16 protein-coding genes are annotated in these 17,768 nt (G+C 71.5%); 9 read left to right on the plus strand and 7 right to left on the minus strand.

From position 1 onward, the window contains the following. Positions 1-73 precede the first annotated feature (73 nt). The 3 genes from AC6CQV_RS02770 to AC6CQV_RS02780 are packed head-to-tail and all read left to right on the plus strand — an operon-like array spanning position 74 to position 3,487. A complete protein-coding gene (locus AC6CQV_RS02770; RefSeq protein ID WP_060960910.1) occupies positions 74-703 on the plus strand; it encodes a hypothetical protein in 630 nt (209 codons plus the stop codon). After that, on the plus strand, positions 700-1,941 hold the full coding sequence (locus AC6CQV_RS02775) for a CpaE/TadZ family protein (protein WP_498260200.1): 1,242 nt from the start codon (positions 700-702) through the stop codon (positions 1,939-1,941). Before AC6CQV_RS02770 ends, AC6CQV_RS02775 begins: the two co-directional genes overlap by 4 nt. A 52-nt stretch (positions 1,942-1,993) precedes the next feature. Next, on the plus strand, positions 1,994-3,487 hold the full coding sequence (locus AC6CQV_RS02780; protein WP_060960909.1) for a sensor histidine kinase: 1,494 nt from the start codon (positions 1,994-1,996) through the stop codon (positions 3,485-3,487). Between the two features lie 16 nt (positions 3,488-3,503). Here AC6CQV_RS02780 and AC6CQV_RS02785 read toward each other — a convergent pair whose 3' ends face one another. Then, positions 3,504-3,752 (minus strand): WhiB family transcriptional regulator, encoded by a 249-nt coding sequence (locus tag AC6CQV_RS02785; RefSeq protein ID WP_005048317.1) that lies wholly within the window; start codon positions 3,750-3,752, stop codon positions 3,504-3,506. A gap of 214 nt (positions 3,753-3,966) precedes the next feature. On the opposite strand from AC6CQV_RS02785, the gene AC6CQV_RS02790 reads away from it, so the two are divergent. Continuing rightward, entirely contained in the window at positions 3,967-4,362 is a 396-nt protein-coding gene (locus tag AC6CQV_RS02790; RefSeq protein WP_498260201.1) for a histidine kinase, read from the plus strand. A 19-nt stretch (positions 4,363-4,381) separates the two neighbouring features. Here AC6CQV_RS02790 and bcp read toward each other — a convergent pair whose 3' ends face one another. From bcp to aroA, 3 genes are read right to left on the minus strand one after another with little or no spacing between them, the layout of a single operon-like run. After that, positions 4,382-4,849, minus strand: a complete 468-nt coding sequence (gene bcp / locus AC6CQV_RS02795) for a thioredoxin-dependent thiol peroxidase (RefSeq protein WP_498260202.1) — start codon at positions 4,847-4,849, stop codon at positions 4,382-4,384. A 15-nt stretch (positions 4,850-4,864) separates the two neighbouring features. Then, a complete protein-coding gene (rsgA, locus tag AC6CQV_RS02800; RefSeq protein ID WP_061782072.1) occupies positions 4,865-5,902 on the minus strand; it encodes a ribosome small subunit-dependent GTPase A in 1,038 nt (345 codons plus the stop codon). A 1-nt stretch (position 5,903) separates the two neighbouring features. Beyond that, a complete protein-coding gene (gene aroA / locus AC6CQV_RS02805) occupies positions 5,904-7,262 on the minus strand; it encodes a 3-phosphoshikimate 1-carboxyvinyltransferase (RefSeq protein ID WP_498260203.1) in 1,359 nt (452 codons plus the stop codon). An 83-nt stretch (positions 7,263-7,345) separates the two neighbouring features. Between aroA and AC6CQV_RS02810 the strand changes: the two genes are divergently transcribed. Then, a complete protein-coding gene (locus AC6CQV_RS02810) occupies positions 7,346-8,089 on the plus strand; it encodes a sigma-70 family RNA polymerase sigma factor (RefSeq protein WP_082734285.1) in 744 nt (247 codons plus the stop codon). Next, on the plus strand, positions 8,086-8,331 hold the full coding sequence (locus AC6CQV_RS02815) for a zf-HC2 domain-containing protein (protein ID WP_060960904.1): 246 nt from the start codon (positions 8,086-8,088) through the stop codon (positions 8,329-8,331). Before AC6CQV_RS02810 ends, AC6CQV_RS02815 begins: the two co-directional genes overlap by 4 nt. Positions 8,332-8,375: 44 nt before the next feature. On the opposite strand, the gene AC6CQV_RS02820 is transcribed toward AC6CQV_RS02815, so the two are convergent. Further along, the gene (locus AC6CQV_RS02820; RefSeq protein WP_498260204.1) at positions 8,376-9,284 is read right to left on the minus strand and encodes a diacylglycerol kinase; all 909 of its coding nucleotides are present in this window, start codon (positions 9,282-9,284) and stop codon (positions 8,376-8,378) included. Positions 9,285-9,324: 40 nt separating this feature from the next. Then, the gene (locus AC6CQV_RS02825; RefSeq protein WP_498260205.1) at positions 9,325-13,038 is read right to left on the minus strand and encodes a multifunctional oxoglutarate decarboxylase/oxoglutarate dehydrogenase thiamine pyrophosphate-binding subunit/dihydrolipoyllysine-residue succinyltransferase subunit; all 3,714 of its coding nucleotides are present in this window, start codon (positions 13,036-13,038) and stop codon (positions 9,325-9,327) included. A gap of 122 nt (positions 13,039-13,160) precedes the next feature. Between AC6CQV_RS02825 and guaB1 the strand changes: the two genes are divergently transcribed. Further along, positions 13,161-14,618 (plus strand): GMP reductase, encoded by a 1,458-nt coding sequence (guaB1, locus tag AC6CQV_RS02830; RefSeq protein WP_061782074.1) that lies wholly within the window; start codon positions 13,161-13,163, stop codon positions 14,616-14,618. On the opposite strand, the gene AC6CQV_RS02835 is transcribed toward guaB1, so the two are convergent. Further along, positions 14,608-15,219, minus strand: a complete 612-nt coding sequence (locus AC6CQV_RS02835; protein ID WP_498260206.1) for a GNAT family N-acetyltransferase — start codon at positions 15,217-15,219, stop codon at positions 14,608-14,610. The genes guaB1 and AC6CQV_RS02835 overlap by 11 nt on opposite strands. Positions 15,220-15,354: 135 nt before the next feature. Between AC6CQV_RS02835 and AC6CQV_RS02840 the strand changes: the two genes are divergently transcribed. Together AC6CQV_RS02840 and AC6CQV_RS02845 are read left to right on the plus strand one after the other, a co-directional pair. Then, complete coding sequence (locus AC6CQV_RS02840; protein WP_060960901.1) at positions 15,355-16,698, plus strand: hemolysin family protein; 1,344 nt, start codon at positions 15,355-15,357, stop codon at positions 16,696-16,698. Then, positions 16,695-17,750 carry a hemolysin family protein gene (locus tag AC6CQV_RS02845; RefSeq protein WP_060960900.1) on the plus strand — a complete coding sequence of 352 codons (1,056 nt, stop codon included), beginning with the start codon at positions 16,695-16,697 and terminating at the stop codon, positions 17,748-17,750. Before AC6CQV_RS02840 ends, AC6CQV_RS02845 begins: the two co-directional genes overlap by 4 nt. Positions 17,751-17,768 lie beyond the last annotated feature (18 nt).

Genomic DNA, 17,768 nt, shown 5'->3' on the forward strand with positions numbered 1-17,768 from the left:
GGCGACTCACCGGCCCACGCCGGGCTGTGGATAACCCGCGCGGGGTCGCGGAGCGTTCGGACACCATGTCCGGATGAGCGAGTTCGTCACCGCCCGACCCCGTCCGCGGGCGTTCTGGGCCGACCTGAGATTCCTGCTCGGCATCGCGCTGATCGTCGTCTCCGTCGCGGGCGTGTGGTTCGTCGTGGCGGCGGCGCGTCAGACGGTGCCGGTCTTCGCCGCGGCGAGCACGCTCGTGCCCGGCCAGGACGTCGACGCCGGCGATCTGCGGGTCGTGGAGGTCGCCCTCGGCGCGGTGCAGGACTCGTACGCGTCGCCGGCGACGCTGCAGCCCGGCGCGGTCGTCACGCGGACGGTGGCGGCGGGCGAGCTCGTCCCGCGCGACGCCGTGGGGGAGCCGTCGCGCGCCCGGACGACCACGATCGTGGTCCGCACCGCGAGCGAGGTGCCCGCGGCGGTGGTGACCGGCTCGGCCGTGGAGGTGTGGGCCGCGTCTCCGCTCGAGCGCGGGACGTTCGACACGCCCCGCATCCTCGTCGGTGCGGCGACGGTGGCCTCGGTCGATCGCGAGAGATCGATGATGGGCTCCGCCGGCGCCGCGGTGGAGATCGTGATCGAGCGCGCCGACGTCGCCGCCGCGCTCGCGGCGATCGCCGACGGGTCGAGTCTTGCCATCGTCCCGATCGGCGGGCCGCGCTCATGACGCTCCACGTCGTGCTGGCATCCGGCGGTGCCGACGCGGCGGCGCTCGCCGACCGGCTCCGGGAGGCGGATGCGGAGGTGCGCCGAGTGGAGCCCGCCGAGGTGCGGGGCGCCCTCGCCGGGGCGGACGTGCTGGCGGTGGATGCCGGGCGCCGCACGCTCACCCCCGGCGTGGTGGCCGCGTGCGACCGATTCGGCGTGCGCATCGTCGCGCTCTGCGACGGCATCGCCGACAGGCGCCTCGCCGAGATGTTCGGCGTCACCGCGGTCGACGCGGCAGATGCCGTGCACGAGATCCTGGCCCCGCGCGCCCGCACCGTGCCCGTGCCGCCGCGGGGGCGTGTCATCGCCGTCTGGGGTCCGCACGGCGCGCCGGGGCGCACGACGATGGCGATCGAGGTCGCGGGGGAGCTCGCCCGCGATGGGCGTCGCGTCGGCCTCGTCGACGCGGACACCCACGCGCCGTCGCTGGCGATGCTCGCCGGCCTGCCCGACGAGGGGCCGGGGTTCGCCGCCGCGTGCCGCGCGGCCGAGCGCGGGGCGCTCACCGTCGCCGAACTCGAACGCATCTCCCTGCCGCTCGGAGACGTCTGCGTGCTCACCGGCATCAACCGGCCCGGACGCTGGCCCGAGCTGACCGCCACGAGGGTCGACGAGGCGCTCCGCCGCGGCCGGGCGTGGGTGGACGATCTCGTCGTCGACCTCGCGGCGCCGCTCGAGCGCGACGAGGAGATCGTCAGCGACCTGGACGGACCCCGGCGAAACGCGGCGACTCTCGCCGCGCTGGCCGCGGCCGACGTCGTGATCGCCGTGGTGGCGGCCGACCCGGTCGGGGTGGCGCGGTTCGTGCGGGCCTACCCGGACCTGCGCGCGACGGCCGGCGCCGCGCCGATCCATGTCGTCGTGAACAAGACGCGCTCCTCGAGCCTCGGCATCGACGCCCGGACGCAGGTGCGCCGGACGCTGGCGCGGTACACCGGCGTCGCGGAGTGCTGGTTCATCCCCTGGGATCCGAAGGCAGCGGATGCCGCGGTGCTGCAAGCGCAACCGGTCGGTCGCGTCGCTCCGCGCTCCGCGCTCTGCTCCGCCCTACGGCGATTCGTCGGGGAGGCGATCGAACCCCCTCCCTCCGCCCGCCCCGCCGCCGCGCGAACCCGCGCGAACGCGCGTGCGGACGTCGCCGTCGACGACAGCGGCGGTCGCACGCGAACGCGACGGGCCGTCCGCGGCGCGGCCTGAGGCACGGCCGGCGCCGCGTGGTCGGCACGTCGTTGTCGCTTAGGCTGGGTGCGTGTCGACGCTCAGCGATCTCGTCTATGCCCAGGGCCGCTCGACGGGCGCGGACATCGAGTGGCTGCACCGGCTCGCCGGTGACGGCCAGCTGCTCGCGGACCTCGCTTTCGCCGACATCGTGATCTGGGTGCCGACGGCCGACGACTCCTTCATCGCCGTCGCACACACCCGTCCGAGCGGAGCGGCGACGCTGTTCTACCGCGACATCGTCGGCGACCTGGTCCGGCCGCAGTGGCGCACCCAGGTGCGCGACGCCTTCACCCGCGTCGAGATCGTCGACTCGGCATCCCCGGACTGGTTCGAGGAGACGCCCACGCGCGTGCGCGCCGTGCCCATCGTGCGCACGGTCGGGGGCGGCGGGAACCCGCCGACCGTCGTCGGCGTGCTCACCCGGCACACCAACCTGGGCGAGGCCCGCACGCCGTCGCGACAGCAGATCACCTTCAACGACTGCGCGGACGATCTGTTCGGCATGATCGCCAGCGCCGACTTCCCCGACCTCGCCGCGCCGACCTCCCCCCGCCGGGGCGCTCCCCGCGCCTCCGACGGTCTGATCCGCATGGACGTCGACGGCGTGACCACCTTCGCGAGCCCGAACGCCCTCTCGGCGTTCAACCGGCTGGGATTCGACGACGAGCTCGAGGGCGAGTCGTTGCTCGAGGTGGCGACCGGCATCCTGCCGAAGGGGCGCGACTTCGACGAGTCCCTTCCCATCGTGATGGCCGGACGCGCCCCGTGGCGCGCCGACATCGAGGCGCGCGGGGTCACGGTCTCGCTGCGCACCATCCCGCTCAAGGATCACGGGACCCGGATCGGGGCCATCGTGCTCTGCCGCGACGTCACCGAGATCCGCCACCAGGAGCAGGAGCTGATCACCAAGGACGCGACGATCCGGGAGATCCACCACCGGGTGAAGAACAACCTGCAGACGGTCGCGTCACTGCTGCGCATCCAGTCGCGTCGCACGCATTCCGACGAGGCGCGCGACGCGCTCACGCACGCCATGCGGCGCGTGTCGGCGATCGCGGTCGTGCACGACACGCTCTCGGAGGGGCTCGCCCAGAATGTCGACTTCGACGACGTGTTCGACCGCGTCCTCAAGCTCGTGGCCGAGGTGGCCGCGTCGCCGAACACCCGCGCGCGCACACGAAAGACCGGCACCTTCGGCACGCTGCCGAGCGAGTACGCGACGCCCCTCGCCCTCGCGCTCACCGAGCTCGTGACCAACGCCGTGGAGCACGGTCTGGTCGACCAGGAGGGCGAGGTCGAGATCATCGCCGAACGCACCGAGGAGCAGCTCGGCGTGAAGGTGCGCGACACGGGCGTCGGGCTTCCCGAGGGTCAGGTCGGGCGGGGGCTCGGGACGCAGATCGTGCGCACGCTGATCCAGGGTGAGCTCAGCGGAACCATCGACTGGCACACCCTCGTCGGGTCCGGCACCGAGGTGACCATCGAGATCCCGATGCGCTACCTCGGGCGCGCGCAGAGCTGAGACGCGAAGGCGCGGCTCAGCTGGCGCGGCGGGCGCGCGCGGCGCGGCGCTTGAGGGCGCGGCGCTCGTCCTCGGAGAGGCCTCCCCAGACGCCCGAGTCCTGACCGGTCTCGAGGGCGTACTGCAGGCAGACCTCCGTGACGGTGCAGCGCGCGCACACGGACTTGGCTTTCTCGATCTGATCGACAGCGGGTCCGGTGTTCCCCACGGGGAAGAACAGCTCGGGGTCGACGGTCAGGCAGGCGGCTTTGTCGCGCCAATCCATAGGGGGTGCTCCTTGATGCGGGATGAGAAGTTCGGGTGGGTGTGACGTCGGGCGTCGATTACCCTGATGGTGTGCGAGCAGACGCTCGCCCCACGCCACTGTGGGAGCACACGGATAGTTCAATGCTCCCATGGTCATTCAGATGAATCAAGGGTGAACTCGGCATTTCCCCCGGCGTGTGCTGTGGATCGGCTGCACGAGAGGACCTGCGCCCATGACGACAACGAGTTCGGAGCGTATCGCCGCGGCCATCCTGGCGCTGGAGGCGGTCGCCGTCTTCGTTCTCGCGGGGTGGGAGATCGTCGCCCTCGTCTCCGGCGACACGGATGACGCCGTCAGCTCCGTCGCGCTCATCGTCCTCACGGCGATCGGCGCCGTCGCGCTGGTCGGTTTCGCCGTCGCCGTCTTCCGCGGCCAGTCGTGGGGGCGCTCCGGAGGCATCGTGGCGCAGCTGCTCATCCTCGCCGTGGCGCTGGGGGCGATCACCGGTCCGACCCCGTCGCCGCAGACGGCGCTCTGGACGGCCCTGCCCGCGGTCGTGGGGCTCATCGCCCTGTTCGCCGCCGTGCGTGCCGCGGCCGGGCGTCGGGACGCCCCGGACCGCGGGTGATCCTCGTCGCGGCGCGTCGTCAGCCGACGCCGAGCAGCGACCGCACGCGCGCGACGTGCCCGGTCGCCTTGACGTTGTACAGCGCGTGGGTGACGACGCCCTCGGCATCCAGGATCACCGTCGAGCGGATGACGCCCTCGACGAGCTTGCCGTAGTTCATCTTCTCGCCCCAGGCGCCGTAGGCGTCGTGGATCGCGTGGTCGGGGTCGCTCAGGAGCGGGTAGGTGAGGGCGTCGCGCTCCCGGAAACGACGCAGCGTCGCGGGGTCGTCGCGCGAGATGCCGACGACGGTGTACCCGGCGGCCTGCAGCGGGCCGAGGCTGTCGCGGAAGTCGCACGCCTCGGTGGTGCACCCCGGGGTCATCGCGGCCGGGTAGAAGAAGAGCACGACGGGGGCGCCGCGCAGATCGCGCAGGCTGACCGGAGCGTCGTCCTGGTCGACGAGCGTGAAGTCGGGAGCGGGGGTACCGGGTTCGAGGCGGGCCATGCCACCAGCCTACGATCAGGCGAAGGTCGACAGGAGCCGCTGCAGCGAATCCAGGCGGGCGGCGCCGCGTTCTCCGAGACGGCCCTCCGCGACCGCCTCGACGATCGCGCAGTCGGGTGCGTCCGGCAGGTGCGTGCAGCCGCGCGGGCACTCCTGCGCGATCGCGGCGAGGTCGGTGAACGCCTTGAGGATGTTCGCGGGGTCGACGTGGCCCAGCCCGAACGAACGGACCCCCGGGGTGTCGATCACCCACCCGCGGCCGCCGTCGCCGAGATACCGCAGCGAGACGGTCGAGCTCGAGGTGTGACGGCCGCGTCCGGTGACCTCGTTCACGTGGCCGGTGGCCCGGTCGGCGCTCGGGACGAGCGCGTTCACGAGCGTCGACTTGCCCACGCCGGAGTGGCCCACGAACACGGTCGAGTGGCCCACGAGCCGGGTGCCGATCTCATCGACCGGCATGCTGCTGCGCCCGCTCGTGAAGATCTCCAGGTCGTCCAGCCCCTCGAAGTGCGCCAGGAAGCCGGAGGGGTCGGCGAGGTCGGTCTTGGTGACCACCAGGAGCGGGTGGATGCCGGCATCCAGCGCGGCGATGAGGTACCGGTCGACGAGGCGCGGACGCGGCTCGGGGTCGGCCGCCGCCACCACGATGAGCATCTGATCGGCGTTGGCGACGACGACGCGTTCGACCTGGTCGGTGTCGTCGGCGCTGCGGCGCAGCAGCGACGAACGGTCCTCGATCCCCACGATCCGCGACAGGGTCCCGTCGTCGCCCGTGGTGTCGCCCACGACGCGGGCGCGGTCTCCCGTGACGATGGGCTGCTTGCGCAGCTCGCGCGCGCGTGTCGCGAGCGCCGTGTGCTCCTCGGGTCCGTCCTCGTCGATGAGCACCGTGTACCGCCCCCGGTCGACGCCCAGCACGCGCGCGATGCGCGCGTCGGCGTGCGCCGGTCGCCGCTTCGTCCGGGGCCGGTTGGCCTTCGGGTTCGGGCGGACACGGATGTCGGCCTCGTCGAACTCGGGTTCGTCGTCGTCGTCGAGGTCCAGCCAGCTCATCTCACGGCCGCCGTACGCCGGTTCCGTCGTCGGTCTCGGCGCCCAGCATGCGCGCCCAGAGCTGGGGGAACTCGGGCATCGTCTTGGCGGTAGTCTCGATGTGATCGACCTCGATGCCGGGGACGCGAAGACCGATCAGCGCACCGGCCGTGGCGATGCGGTGATCGTGGTGCGCACGCCACAGCCCGCCGTGCAGGGGCGCGGGGATGATCCGGATGCCGTCGGGCAGCTCTTCGGCGCGCCCGCCGATATTGCGGAGATTGCCGATGAGGGCGTCGATGCGGTTCGTCTCGTGGCCGCGGATGTGACCGATGCCGTGGAGCGTGGTCGGGGCGTCGGCGAACGCCGCGAGCGCGAACAGCGTCGGCGCGAGCTCGCTCGCCGCGCTGAGGTCGAGGTCGACACCGGCGATCCGGGGGCCTCCGGTGACCGTCAGCGCCCCTCCTCGCCGCGACGCGCGTCCGCCCAGCACGGTGAGGATCTCGGGCAGCAGTGCGCCGGGCTGCGTCGAGCTCGCCGGCCAGCCGGGGATCGTGACGGAGCCCTCCGTCAGCATCGCGGCCGCGAGGAACGGCGCCGCGTTGGACAGGTCGGGCTCGATCGCGGCATCCCGTCCGCGCAGCGTGCCCGCGGGGACGACCCACTCGTGGGGGGTGGGGTGCTCCACCTGGATGCCGCGGCGGGCGAGCGTCTCGATCGTCATCTCGATGTGGGGCGCGCTGGGCAGACGCTCCCCGGAGTGCACGAGGTGCAGCCCGACGTCGAAGCGGGGGGCGGCGAGCAGGAGGCCGGAGACGAACTGGCTGGAGCCGCTCGCGTCGATCGTGACCTCTCCGCCGCGGATGTGGCCGCGCCCGCGGACGGTGAAGGGCAGCGACCAGGTGCCGCCGTCGTCGACGTCCGCACCGATCTCGCGCAGCGCCTTGATCATCTCGCCCATCGGGCGGTGCAGCGCGCTGGCATGGGCGGTCAGGGTGACGTCGCCGTCGGCGAGACCCGCGAGGGGGGCGACGAAGCGCATGACGGTGCCGGCCTGACCGCAGTCGATCTCGACGTCGCCGCGGAACGTGGCGGGGGGAGTGACGAGCAGGTCGGGCCCGAAGGTGCCCGCTCCGGGCACCTCGGTGATCTCCACCCCCAGAGCGCGCAGCGCGGCGATCATGCGCTCCGAGTCCTCGGAGTGCAGCGGCGACGTCAGCGTGCTGGGGCCGTCGGCGAGGGCGGCCAGGACCAGCTTGCGGTTCGTCAGCGACTTGGATCCGGGCACGGATACCGTCGCCTGGACGGCGTCATCCGCACGCGGCGCCCGCCAGACGGGATCCGCGGCCGGTTGGGGGAGGGAATACCCGGTCACTGTCATCGGGTTCTACCCTAACGAACCCATCGGACACCGCCGCCGCCCCCCACGGCGGGCCGTCCGAGCCAGACCGGGAGAGGAGCCCCGTGACCGCGACACTCGCACCCGTGCGGGCGGACATCGCCGACGTAGACTGGGCGCTGATGGAAGAGCAGGCGGCCTCAGCGCCCGACGACACGGTGTCCCAGAACCCAGCGTCCGAGTACCCCGAGCCGCCGTCGGAGGACGCGTCGACGGCGATCGACGTCCGCGCGCAGTTCGAGGAGCAGGCCCTGCCGTTCATGGACCAGCTGTACGCGGCGGGCATGCGGATGACGCGGAACCCGGCGGATGCCGCGGACCTCGTCCAGGAGACCTTCGTCAAGGCGTTCGCCTCGTGGTCCTCCTTCACGCAGGGGACCAACCTCAAGGCGTGGCTGTACCGCATCCTCACCAACACGTACATCAACACGTATCGCAAGAAGCAGCGCGAGCCCTATCAGGGCACGATCGACGACCTCGAGGACTGGCAGCTCGGCGGTGCCGAGTCGACCACGGCCACGAGCAGCCGCTCCGCCGAGGCGGAGGCCATCGACCACATGCCCGCGTCGGTGGTCAAGGACGCGCTGCAGTCGATCCCCGAGGACTTCCGGCTGGCGGTCTACCTCGCGGACGTCGAAGGCTTCGCGTATCAGGAGATCGCGGACATCATGAAAACCCCCATCGGCACGGTCATGAGCCGTCTGCACCGTGGCAGACGGATGCTGCGCGACCTCCTCGCCGACTACGCACGCGAGCGCGGCATCGATGTGCCGGCGCCCGCCACTTCTTCATCAGGGAGCAGGAAATGAGCGACTGCGGCTGCGACAAAGCGCGCAAAGATCTGGAGGAGTACCTCCGCAACGAAGTCTGCAAGACGGAGCACGCGGACATCCGTGCCCACCTGGAGACCTGCCCCTCCTGCCGCGACGAGGCACTGGTCGCGACGACGCTCACCGCGGTCGTCGCGCGTGCCTGCAAGGAGACGGCGCCCGAACAGCTGCGCGATCAGGTGCTCGCGCGTCTGCGCGCCGAGCAGGCCACGCACCACTGACCGCACCCCTGCGGGGCGGTCCGTGACCCGGCCCTGAAACGGGGTCAGCGCGCCGGCGGCGCGAAGACGCGGAGCGCACCGGGAACGACGTCGACCTCCAGCGGCAGCATCCCCACTGCGTCGCCGTCGGCGTAGGCGGTCGTCGCGGGGGCGGACAGCCGCACCCGCCGCACGCGTGCGGTGACGACCTCGTCGAGGCCGGTGTGCGTGCCGCGATAGACGCGGGGCAGCAGTCGCAGCAGGCGGGCGCGGCCGAGCGGGCGCACGAGCGTGACGTCGAGCAGCCCGTCGGCGAGGTCGGCATCCGGGCAGATGGGGATGCCGCCGCCGTAGGTGGGGCCGTTGCCCACGGTCGCCATGAGCAGCTCCTCGCTGCGGCGCTCGATCGTGCCGTCGTCGTGCTCGAGCTCCACCTCGAAGGCGACGCAGCGCAGCCGCAGGAACTCGATGAGGATCGCGAGGTCGTAGCGGACGTGTCCGCGGGGCCAGCGCATGCGGTTGGCACGGTCGTTCACCCGCGAGTCGAACCCGCTCGCCAGCACGGTCGCGTACGACGTCGTCGAGCCGTCCGCGCGACGCACGCGCGCGAGATCGATCGTGCGCGTGGACCCGGCCACGACGGCCTCGGCGGCGCCGCGCGCATCGCGCTCGCGCAGCCCGAGGGCCGTGGCCACGTCGTTGCCGGTCCCCGTCGGCACGATGCCGAGCGGGATGCCGGTGCCCGCGAGCTCCTGCACGGCGAGATTGACCGTGCCGTCGCCGCCCGCGACGAGCACGGCGTCGGCGCCCGCGTCGAGGGCGAGGCGCAGCAGGCGCGTCGATTCGGCGGCGCTCCCGCCCGCGATCAGCGTCGTGCGGATGCCGTGGGCGCGCAGGAGCGCGGCGACGTCCTCCGCGGCGTGCGTGCGCGCGGAGGCGCGAGCGGTCGGGTTGACGAGGAGCGCGACGTCCATGTCGTCCAGTCGGGTGTGTCGGGCCCCTCGTCTCGCCGCGTCAGACGGTCAGCGCCTTCTCGAGGATCGCGGCCTGCTCGCGCGCGTGCACCTTCGGCGAGCCCGTCGCCGTCGAGGCGGCGGCGGCGCGGGACACGCGTCGGATCGTGCGACCGTGCAGGTGCTTGACGACCTCGAGCGCGATGAACGGCCACGCGCCCTGGTTCTCGGGCTCGTCCTGCACCCAGACGAGCTGCGCGTTCGGGTACCGCTCGATCACGGCGTTGAGCTGGTCGATCGGCGCGGGGTAGAGCTGCTCGAGGCGCACGAGCGCGACCTGCGGGTTGGGCTTCTTGTCGAGCTCGGCCTTCAGATCCCAGTGGATCTTCCCGGAGTGCAGCAGCACGCGCGTCACGCCCGACGGGTCGATGTTCCGGTCGTCGTCCAGCACCGGCTCGAAGCGTCCGCTGGTGAACGCGTCGACGGGGCTCGTGGCTCCGCGAAGACGCAGCATCGCCTTCGGCGTGAAGACGATCAGCGGGCGGCGCGGCCGGGCGTAGGCCTGACGGCGCAGCAGGTGGAAGTACGACGCGGGCGTGGAGGGGCGCGCGACGGTCATGTTGTCCTGCGCGCACATCTGCAGGTAGCGCTCGATGCGCGCCGAGGAGTGGTCGGGCCCCTGGCCCTCGTAGCCGTGGGGGAGGAGCAGCACGACGCTCGACTGCTGACCCCACTTCTGGTCGGCCGCGGAGATGTACTCGTCGATGACCGACTGGGCGCCGTTGGCGAAGTCGCCGAACTGCGCCTCCCACAGCGTCAGCGTGTCGGGCCGCTCGACCGAGTAGCCGTACTCGAAGGCCATCGCCGCGTACTCGCTCAGCAGCGAGTCGTAGACGTAGAAGCGGCCCTGACTCTCGGAAAGGTTCGCCAGCGGCAGCCACTCCTGACCGTTCGCCCGGTCGTGCAGCACCGCGTGACGCTGGACGAACGTGCCGCGGCGGGCATCCTGACCCGCGAGGCGCACGTTGGTGCCCTCCATCAGCACCGAGCCGAAGGCGAGCAGCTCGCCGAAGCCCCAGTCGATCTGCCCGTTGCGGCTCATGTCGAGGCGCTTGTCGAGCAGCTGCTGCAGCTTGTTGTGCACCGTGAAGCCGTCGGGCTTGTTGACGAAGGCGTCGCCGATCTGGTTGACGACCTCGACGGACACGCCGGTGGTCTCCGGCTCGCCGACGGCCTGGTCGACCGGTCCGGTCGTCGAGGGCGAGACGATGCCCGTGGCGCCGGTCTCGGCGGCGTGCGTCTCGGCGAAGGCGATCTCGAGGCGGTTCTGGAAGTCCTGCTTGGCCTTCTCGTACTCCTCCTCGGTGATGTCGCCGCGACCGACGAGCGACTCCGTGTAGAGGCGGCGCACGGAGCGCTTCGCCTCGATGAGGTTCGTCATCAGCGGCTGCGTCATCGACGGGTCGTCGCCCTCGTTGTGACCGCGGCGGCGGTAGCAGACGAGGTCGATCACGACGTCGCGGTTGAACTCCTGGCGGTAGGCCACGGCGAGCTCGGCGACACGCACGACGGCTTCGGGGTCGTCGCCGTTCACGTGGAAGATGGGCGCCTGGATCGTCTTGGCGACATCCGTGGCGTACACCGAGGTGCGCCCGTCCTGGGGGAGGGTCGTGAAGCCGACCTGGTTGTTGACGACGACGTGCACCGTTCCGCCCGTGCGGTAGCCGCGCAGCTGCGACATCTGCAGGGTCTCGACGACGACGCCCTGGCCGGCGAAGGCCGCGTCGCCGTGCACGAGGATGGGCAGCCAGGAGAAGGAGCCGATCGGCATGCGGTCCTGCTTGGCGCGGACGACGCCTTCCAGCACCCCATCGACCGTCTCGAGGTGCGAGGGGTTGGCGGCGAGGTAGACAGGCAGCTCCTCGCCGGCATCCGACACGAACGTGCCCTGCGTGCCGAGGTGGTACTTCACGTCGCCCGAGCCGCTCTTGGAGCCGATCGCGACGGAGCCCTCGAACTCGCGGAAGATCTGGCTGTAGGTCTTGCCGGCGATGTTCGTCAGCACGTTGAGGCGGCCGCGGTGCGCCATGCCGATGGCGGCGCCGTCGAGGCCGGCACCGGCGGCGCCCTGCAGGATCTGGTCGAGCAGCGGGATGAGGGACTCGCCGCCCTCGAGGCTGAAGCGCTTCTGGCCGACGTACTTCGTCTGCAGGAAGGTCTCGAAGGCCTCGGCCTGGTTGAGCTTGTCGAGGATGCGCAGCTGCTCGTCGTGGCTCGGCTTCTGGTATTTGACCTCGACGTTGTCCTGGAACCACTTGCGCTGGGCCGGATCCTGGATGTGCATGTACTCGACGCCGACCGTGCGGCAGTACGAGTCGCGGAGGACGCCCAGGATGTCGCGCAGCTTCATGAGCCGCTTGCCGCCGAAACCTCCCGTGACGAACTCGCGGTCGAGGTCCCAGAAGGTGAGGCCGTGGTTCTCGATCTCGAGGTCGGGGTGCGTGCGCTGCACGTACTCGAGCGGGTCCGTGTCGGCCATGAGGTGGCCGCGGACGCGGTAGGAGTTGATGAGCTCCTGCACGCGGGCGGTCTTGTCGACGCGCTCGGCGATGTCGACGTTGATGTCGCCGGCCCAGTGGATGGGCGCGTAGGGGATGCGCAGGGCCGCGAAGACGCCCTCGTAGAAGCCGCGCTGACCGGTGAGCAGCTCGTGGACGATCTTCAGGAACTCGCCGGAGCCCGCGCCCTGGATCACGCGGTGGTCGTACGTGCTGGTCAGGGTGATCGTCTTGCCGATGCCGAGCTCGACCAGGGTCTTCTCGCTCGATCCCTGGAACTCGGCGGGGTACTCGAGGGCGCCGGCGCCGACGATGCAGCCCTGGCCCTTCATGAGGCGCGGCACGGAGTGGACCGTGCCGATGCCGCCGGGGTTGGTCAGCGAGATCGTGGTGCCCTGGAAGTCAGCGGCGGTGAGCTTGCCGCCGCGGGCGCGCTTGACGAGGTCCTCGTAGGCCGAGAGGTACTCGCCGAACGTCAGCGACTCCGCCTGCTTGATGGAGGGCACCATGAGCGCGCGCGTGCCGTCGGGCTTGGGCAGGTCGATCGCGATGCCGAGGTTGATGTGCGCGGGGGCGACGACCGACGGCTTGCCGTCGATCTCGGCGTAGGACACGTTCTGGCTGGGGAAGGCCTTGAGCGCCTGGATGAGCGCCCAGCCGATGAGGTGCGTGAAGCTGACCTTGCCGCCGCGCGTGCGCGACATGTGGTTGTTGATCACGATGCGGTTGTCGATCATGAGCTTCGCCGGCACGGTGCGCACGCTCGTCGCGGTCGGCACGGTGAGCGACTCGTCCATGTTCGCGGCGAGGGTCTTCGGCATGCCGCGCAGCGGCGTGACGACGTCCTCGCGGGCGGCCGGGGTCGGCGTCGGGTCGGTGTTCGGCGCCTGGGCCGGCACGGGCTGCGGCGAGGCGGGCCGCGCGGTGGTGCGCGCGACCGGCTGCGCGCCGACGACGGGGATCGGCGCGGTCATCGGGCGGGCGTCGGTCGCCGCCGGGGCGGTCGGCGCCGGAGCGGATGCGGCGGCCGTCGTCGCGGGCGCGGGCGTCCCGGCATCCGTCTGGGTCTTCTCGTACGCCTCCAGCACGGGCCACCAGGCCCGGTCGACCGAGTCGCGATCCTTCGCGAACTGGTCGTACATCTCGGCGACGAGCCATTCGTTGGCCCCGAACTCGCCGTCGCTCGAAGTTCCCACGCCGGTCACCTGACTGGACACGGTTGCGCCTGCTTTCATCGATGAACTTCAGATCGTGCGAGGCCCGCTGCTGTGTATGGCGCGGCCCACACGCACACGTTCATCAAGGGTATCCCAGGTTTTCTGTCGGTACCGTGGGAACCATGCAGTTCTCCGGCGCCCAGCCCACCGTCGATCTCACCTACTCCGACGTGTTCCTCGTGCCCCGTCGCTCGGGCGTGACGAGCCGGCTGGACGTCGACCTGTCGCCGCGCGACGGCACCTCCGCGACCATCCCACTGGTCGCGTCGAACATGAACTCGGTCACCGGTCCCCGCCTCGCCGCGGCCCTCGCCCGCCGCGGCGGGCTGGGCGTGCTGCCGCAGGACATGCCGCTGCAGGACATCGACGCGGCGATCCGCTGGGTCAAGGACCAGCCCGTGCCGTGGGACACGCCCCTCGTGCTGGGCGCCGATGCGACCGTCGCCGAGGCCGCGGCGCTGCTTCCCGCGACGGAGGGCCACGGCATCGTCGTGGTGTCCGGCGACACCGCCCGCGTCCACGTCGACGACATCCTCGGGGTCGTGCCGGCCACGCGCCTCGGAACGGCGCTTCCCGACGCGCGGCTGGGCGATCTCGCCCGCGGGCGCGGGGCCTCGATCGACGCCGACGACGTCACCGACGCCCGCCACGCCTTCGACCTGATCGTCGCCGCGGGCGCCGAGACCGTCTGCGTCCTGCACCACGGCTACCTCGTCGGCACGCTCTCGCAGCGCACGGCGCTGCGCTCGACGCTGTACCGCCCCGCCGTCGACGCGGACGGTCGGCTGATCGTCGCGGCGGCCGTGGGCATCAACGGCGACGTCGCCGCCAAGGCCCGCGCGCTCGTCGCGGCCGGCGTCGACGTGCTCGTCGTCGACACCGCGCACGGCCACCAGGAGGGGATGCTGCGCGCGCTGCACACGGTGTCGGAGCTGGGCCTGGGCATCCCGATCGCGGCCGGCAACATCGTCACGGCCGAAGGCGTGCGCGATCTCGTCGGTGCGGGGGCGACCATCCTCAAGGTGGGCGTCGGACCGGGCGCGATGTGCACGACCCGCATGATGACCGCGGTGGGCCGCCCGCAGTTCTCCGCCGTGCTCGAGACGGCGCAGGCCGCCGCCGAGCTCGGCGCGCACGTCTGGGCCGACGGAGGCGTGCGCTACCCGCGCGACGTGGCGCTGGCCCTGGCCGCGGGCGCGGCATCCGTCATGATCGGCTCGTGGTTCGCCGGGACCATCGAGGCTCCGGGCCAGCTGCAGGTCGACGAGGCCGGCCGCGTCTTCAAGGAGTCGTGGGGGATGGCCTCGACGAAGGCGGTCCAGGGCCGCTTCGGGCGCCTCGACCCCTACGAGCGTGCCCGCAAGGAGCTGTTCGCGGAGGGCATCTCGTCGTCGAAGATCTACCTCGACCCGCTGCGGCCGTCCGTGGAGGACCTCGTCGACATGATCACGTCGGGCGTGCGGTCCTCGTTCACCTACGCGGGGGCTGCGACGGTGCCCGCGTTCCACGAGCGTGCGACGGTCGGGCTGCAGTCCGCCGCCGGTTACGAGGAGGGCAAGGCCCTGCCGGTCAGCTGGTGACCTCTTCGGCTCCGCGCCCTTCCCACTCGCGCCGCAGCACTCCCATGACCACCGAGTCGTAACGCGTGCCGCGCACCTCGCGGGCGTCGCGGAAGCGGGCTTCCTCCGTGAAACCCAGGCGGCGGCCGACGGCGAGCATGCGCTCATTGCCGGACCACGTCGAGTAGTCGAGTCGCACGGCCGCCGTGGCGCGGAAGAGGTAGTCGGTCCAGACGGCCAGCGCATTCGTTCCGATCCCGCGGCCGCGGATCGACGGGTCGTACACGGTGAGCCCCATGCGCCGCCAGTCCGATTCCTCCGACTCCCAGTACCACGAGACGCTGCCGATCATCGTCGCGGGCTCCGTGACGGTCGCGATCACCGCGCGCGGCAGCGGGGACTGCGCGGCATAACTGCCGTCGTCGACCGCTGCGGCCAGACGGGCGCAGGCCGCGTCGATCTGCGTGCTGTCGAGCTTCGGAAAGTAGGGGCCGTCCCAGCGGTGCCACTCCTGATCGGGCTGCAGCCACCGCCGGTAGGTGGCGATGTCGGTCGCGGTGAACGCCCGGACGCGGATGCCGCCGCGCTCGCCGATGACTTCTGCGTGCTCGATCCGCTCCACCCTCACATTGTGCCCGCGGCATCCAGCCCAGACGCGGGCCGGGTGCCGTAAACTCTTCTGCACCATGGACGACCCTCCCAGTTGTAGACGATCGCCCCACCGACCCTCCCCGAGCATGATCGGGGGTGACGCGTGATGGAATTCGTCATGTTGGGCGTGGGGCTTCTGCTCACCATCGGAACGGGACTGTTCGTCGCGAGCGAGTTCGCGCTGGTCAACCTCGATCGCGCCGACCTCGAGGCCCGCCAGGCCGCCGGCGAGTCGCGGCTGTCGCTGACCATCAGCGCGCTGCGCATCACCTCCACGCACCTGTCGAGCGCGCAGCTGGGCATCACGCTCACGACTCTGCTCACCGGTTACACGATGGAGCCCGCGCTGACGAGCCTGCTCAGCCCCGTGCTCGCGGGGTGGGGCGTGCCCGACACGCTCGTGCGCGTCATCGCCACCACCCTGGCCATCGTCATCGCCACGACGTTCTCGATGATCCTCGGCGAGCTGGTGCCGAAGAACTTCGCCCTCGCCATCCCGCGTCAGACCGCCAAGCTCGTCATCCCGTTCCAGGTCGCCTTCACGACCGTCTTCCGCCCCGCGATCACCGTGCTCAACGGGAGCGCGAACGGTGTGCTGCGCGGCATGGGCATCGAGCCCAAGGAGGAGCTGTCGGGCGCCCGCACGGCCGAGGAGCTGTCCAGCCTCGTGCGCCGCTCCGCGAGCGCCGGCCTCCTCGAGGAGGACACGGCATCCCTGCTGGATCGCACCCTCACCTTCGCGCGGCTCACCACCGCCGACGTGATGACCCCGCGGCCCAGCATCCACGCCGTCGCCGCCGGTGACAGCGTCGAGGACGTCATCCAGCTCGCCCGGCGCACGGGCCACAGCCGCTTCCCCGTCTACGACGAGTCGATGGACGACATCACCGGCATCGTGCACCTCAAGCAGGCCGTCAGCGTGCCGCGCGAGCGTCGCGGCGACGTGCCGGCCGCCGCGATCGCTCAGGAGCCGCTGCGGGTGCCCGAGGCCGTCCACCTGGACGCCGTCATGTCGGAGCTGCGCTCCCGCGGCTACCAGATGGCGATCGTCGTCGACGAGTACGGCGGGACGGCCGGGGTCGTGACCCTCGAAGACCTCGTGGAGGAGATCGTGGGCGAAGTGCTCGACGAGCACGACCGCAGCCGGGCCGGCGTCGTGCGGATGGCCGGAGCGGTCACGTTCCCCGCCGAGCTGCGTCCGGATGAGGTGCTCGACCGCACCGGCATCCGCGTGCCCGAAGGGGACGTGTACGACACCGTCGGCGGATTCTTCATGTCGACCCTCGAGCGCATCCCCGTCGTCGGGGACCGCATCGATCTCGAGGACGGGACGCTGGAGGTGCAGCGGATGGACGGCCGGCGCGTCGACCGCGTCCGGTTCACGCCGCACCCGCTGCCGGACGGTGCCGACGTGCCCGACGCGGCACGCGAGGGAGGTGAGCGACGATGAGCGATTGGGCCGGAATCGCCTGGCTGGTCGTCCTGCTGGCGTTCAACGCGTTCTTCGTCGGCGCCGAGTTCGCCGTGATCTCCGCACGCCGCTCGCAGATCGAGCCGCTCGCCGAGAAGGGGTCGAAGACGGCGGTCACCGCGTTGTACGCGATGGAGCACGCCACCCTGATGCTGGCCACGAGCCAGCTCGGCATCACGATCTGCTCGCTGCTGATCCTGAACGTCTCCGAGCCGGCGATCCACCACCTCCTGGAGGTGCCGCTCGGACTCACGGGGTGGAGCGAGGCCGTCATCGGCGGCGTCGCGTTCGCGATCGCCCTGATCCTCGTGTCGTACCTGCACGTCGTGTTCGGCGAGATGGTGCCGAAGAACCTCGCGTTCTCGCTGCCCGACCGGGCCGTGCTCCTGCTCGCCACCCCGCTGGTGTGGACGTCGAAGCTCTTCTACCCGATCATCGTCGCGCTCAACTGGATCGCGAACCACATCGTGCGCCTGTTCCGCGTGGAGCCGAAGGACGAGGCGGCGTCGACGTTCACGCTCGACGAGGTCGCCACGATCGTGAACCAGTCGCGCATCGAGGGTGTGCTCGACGATGCGTCGGGCGCGGTGACGGCCGCGGTGGAGTTCACCGACAAGAAGGCGCGCGACGTCGCCGTGCCGCTGTCCGAGCTGGTCACGCTCCCCGAGACGACGACGCCCGACGAGATCGAGCGCGCCGTCGCCAAGCACGGGTTCTCGCGGTACGTGATCGTGGATGCCGAGGGTGCCCCGATCGGCTACGTGCACCTGAAGGACGTGCTGCGCGCCGCCGAGGGCGCCGGGGCCGAGGAGAAGATCGTCGCTCCGATCAAGCCCAAGCGCATCCACCACATGGTGCCCGTCGCCGAGACGACCGACCTCGAGGACGCGCTGGCGCTCATGCGGCGCACGAGCCGTCACCTGGCCCAGGTGCGCAACGCGGCGGGGGAGACGACGGCCGTGCTGTTCCTCGAGGACATCATCGAGGAGCTCGTCGGCGAGGTGCACGACGCGACGCGTCGCGGCTACTGAGCAGAGGCGGCGTTTCGA

The sequence above is a fragment of the Microbacterium sp. EG9 genome (assembly GCF_059759475.1).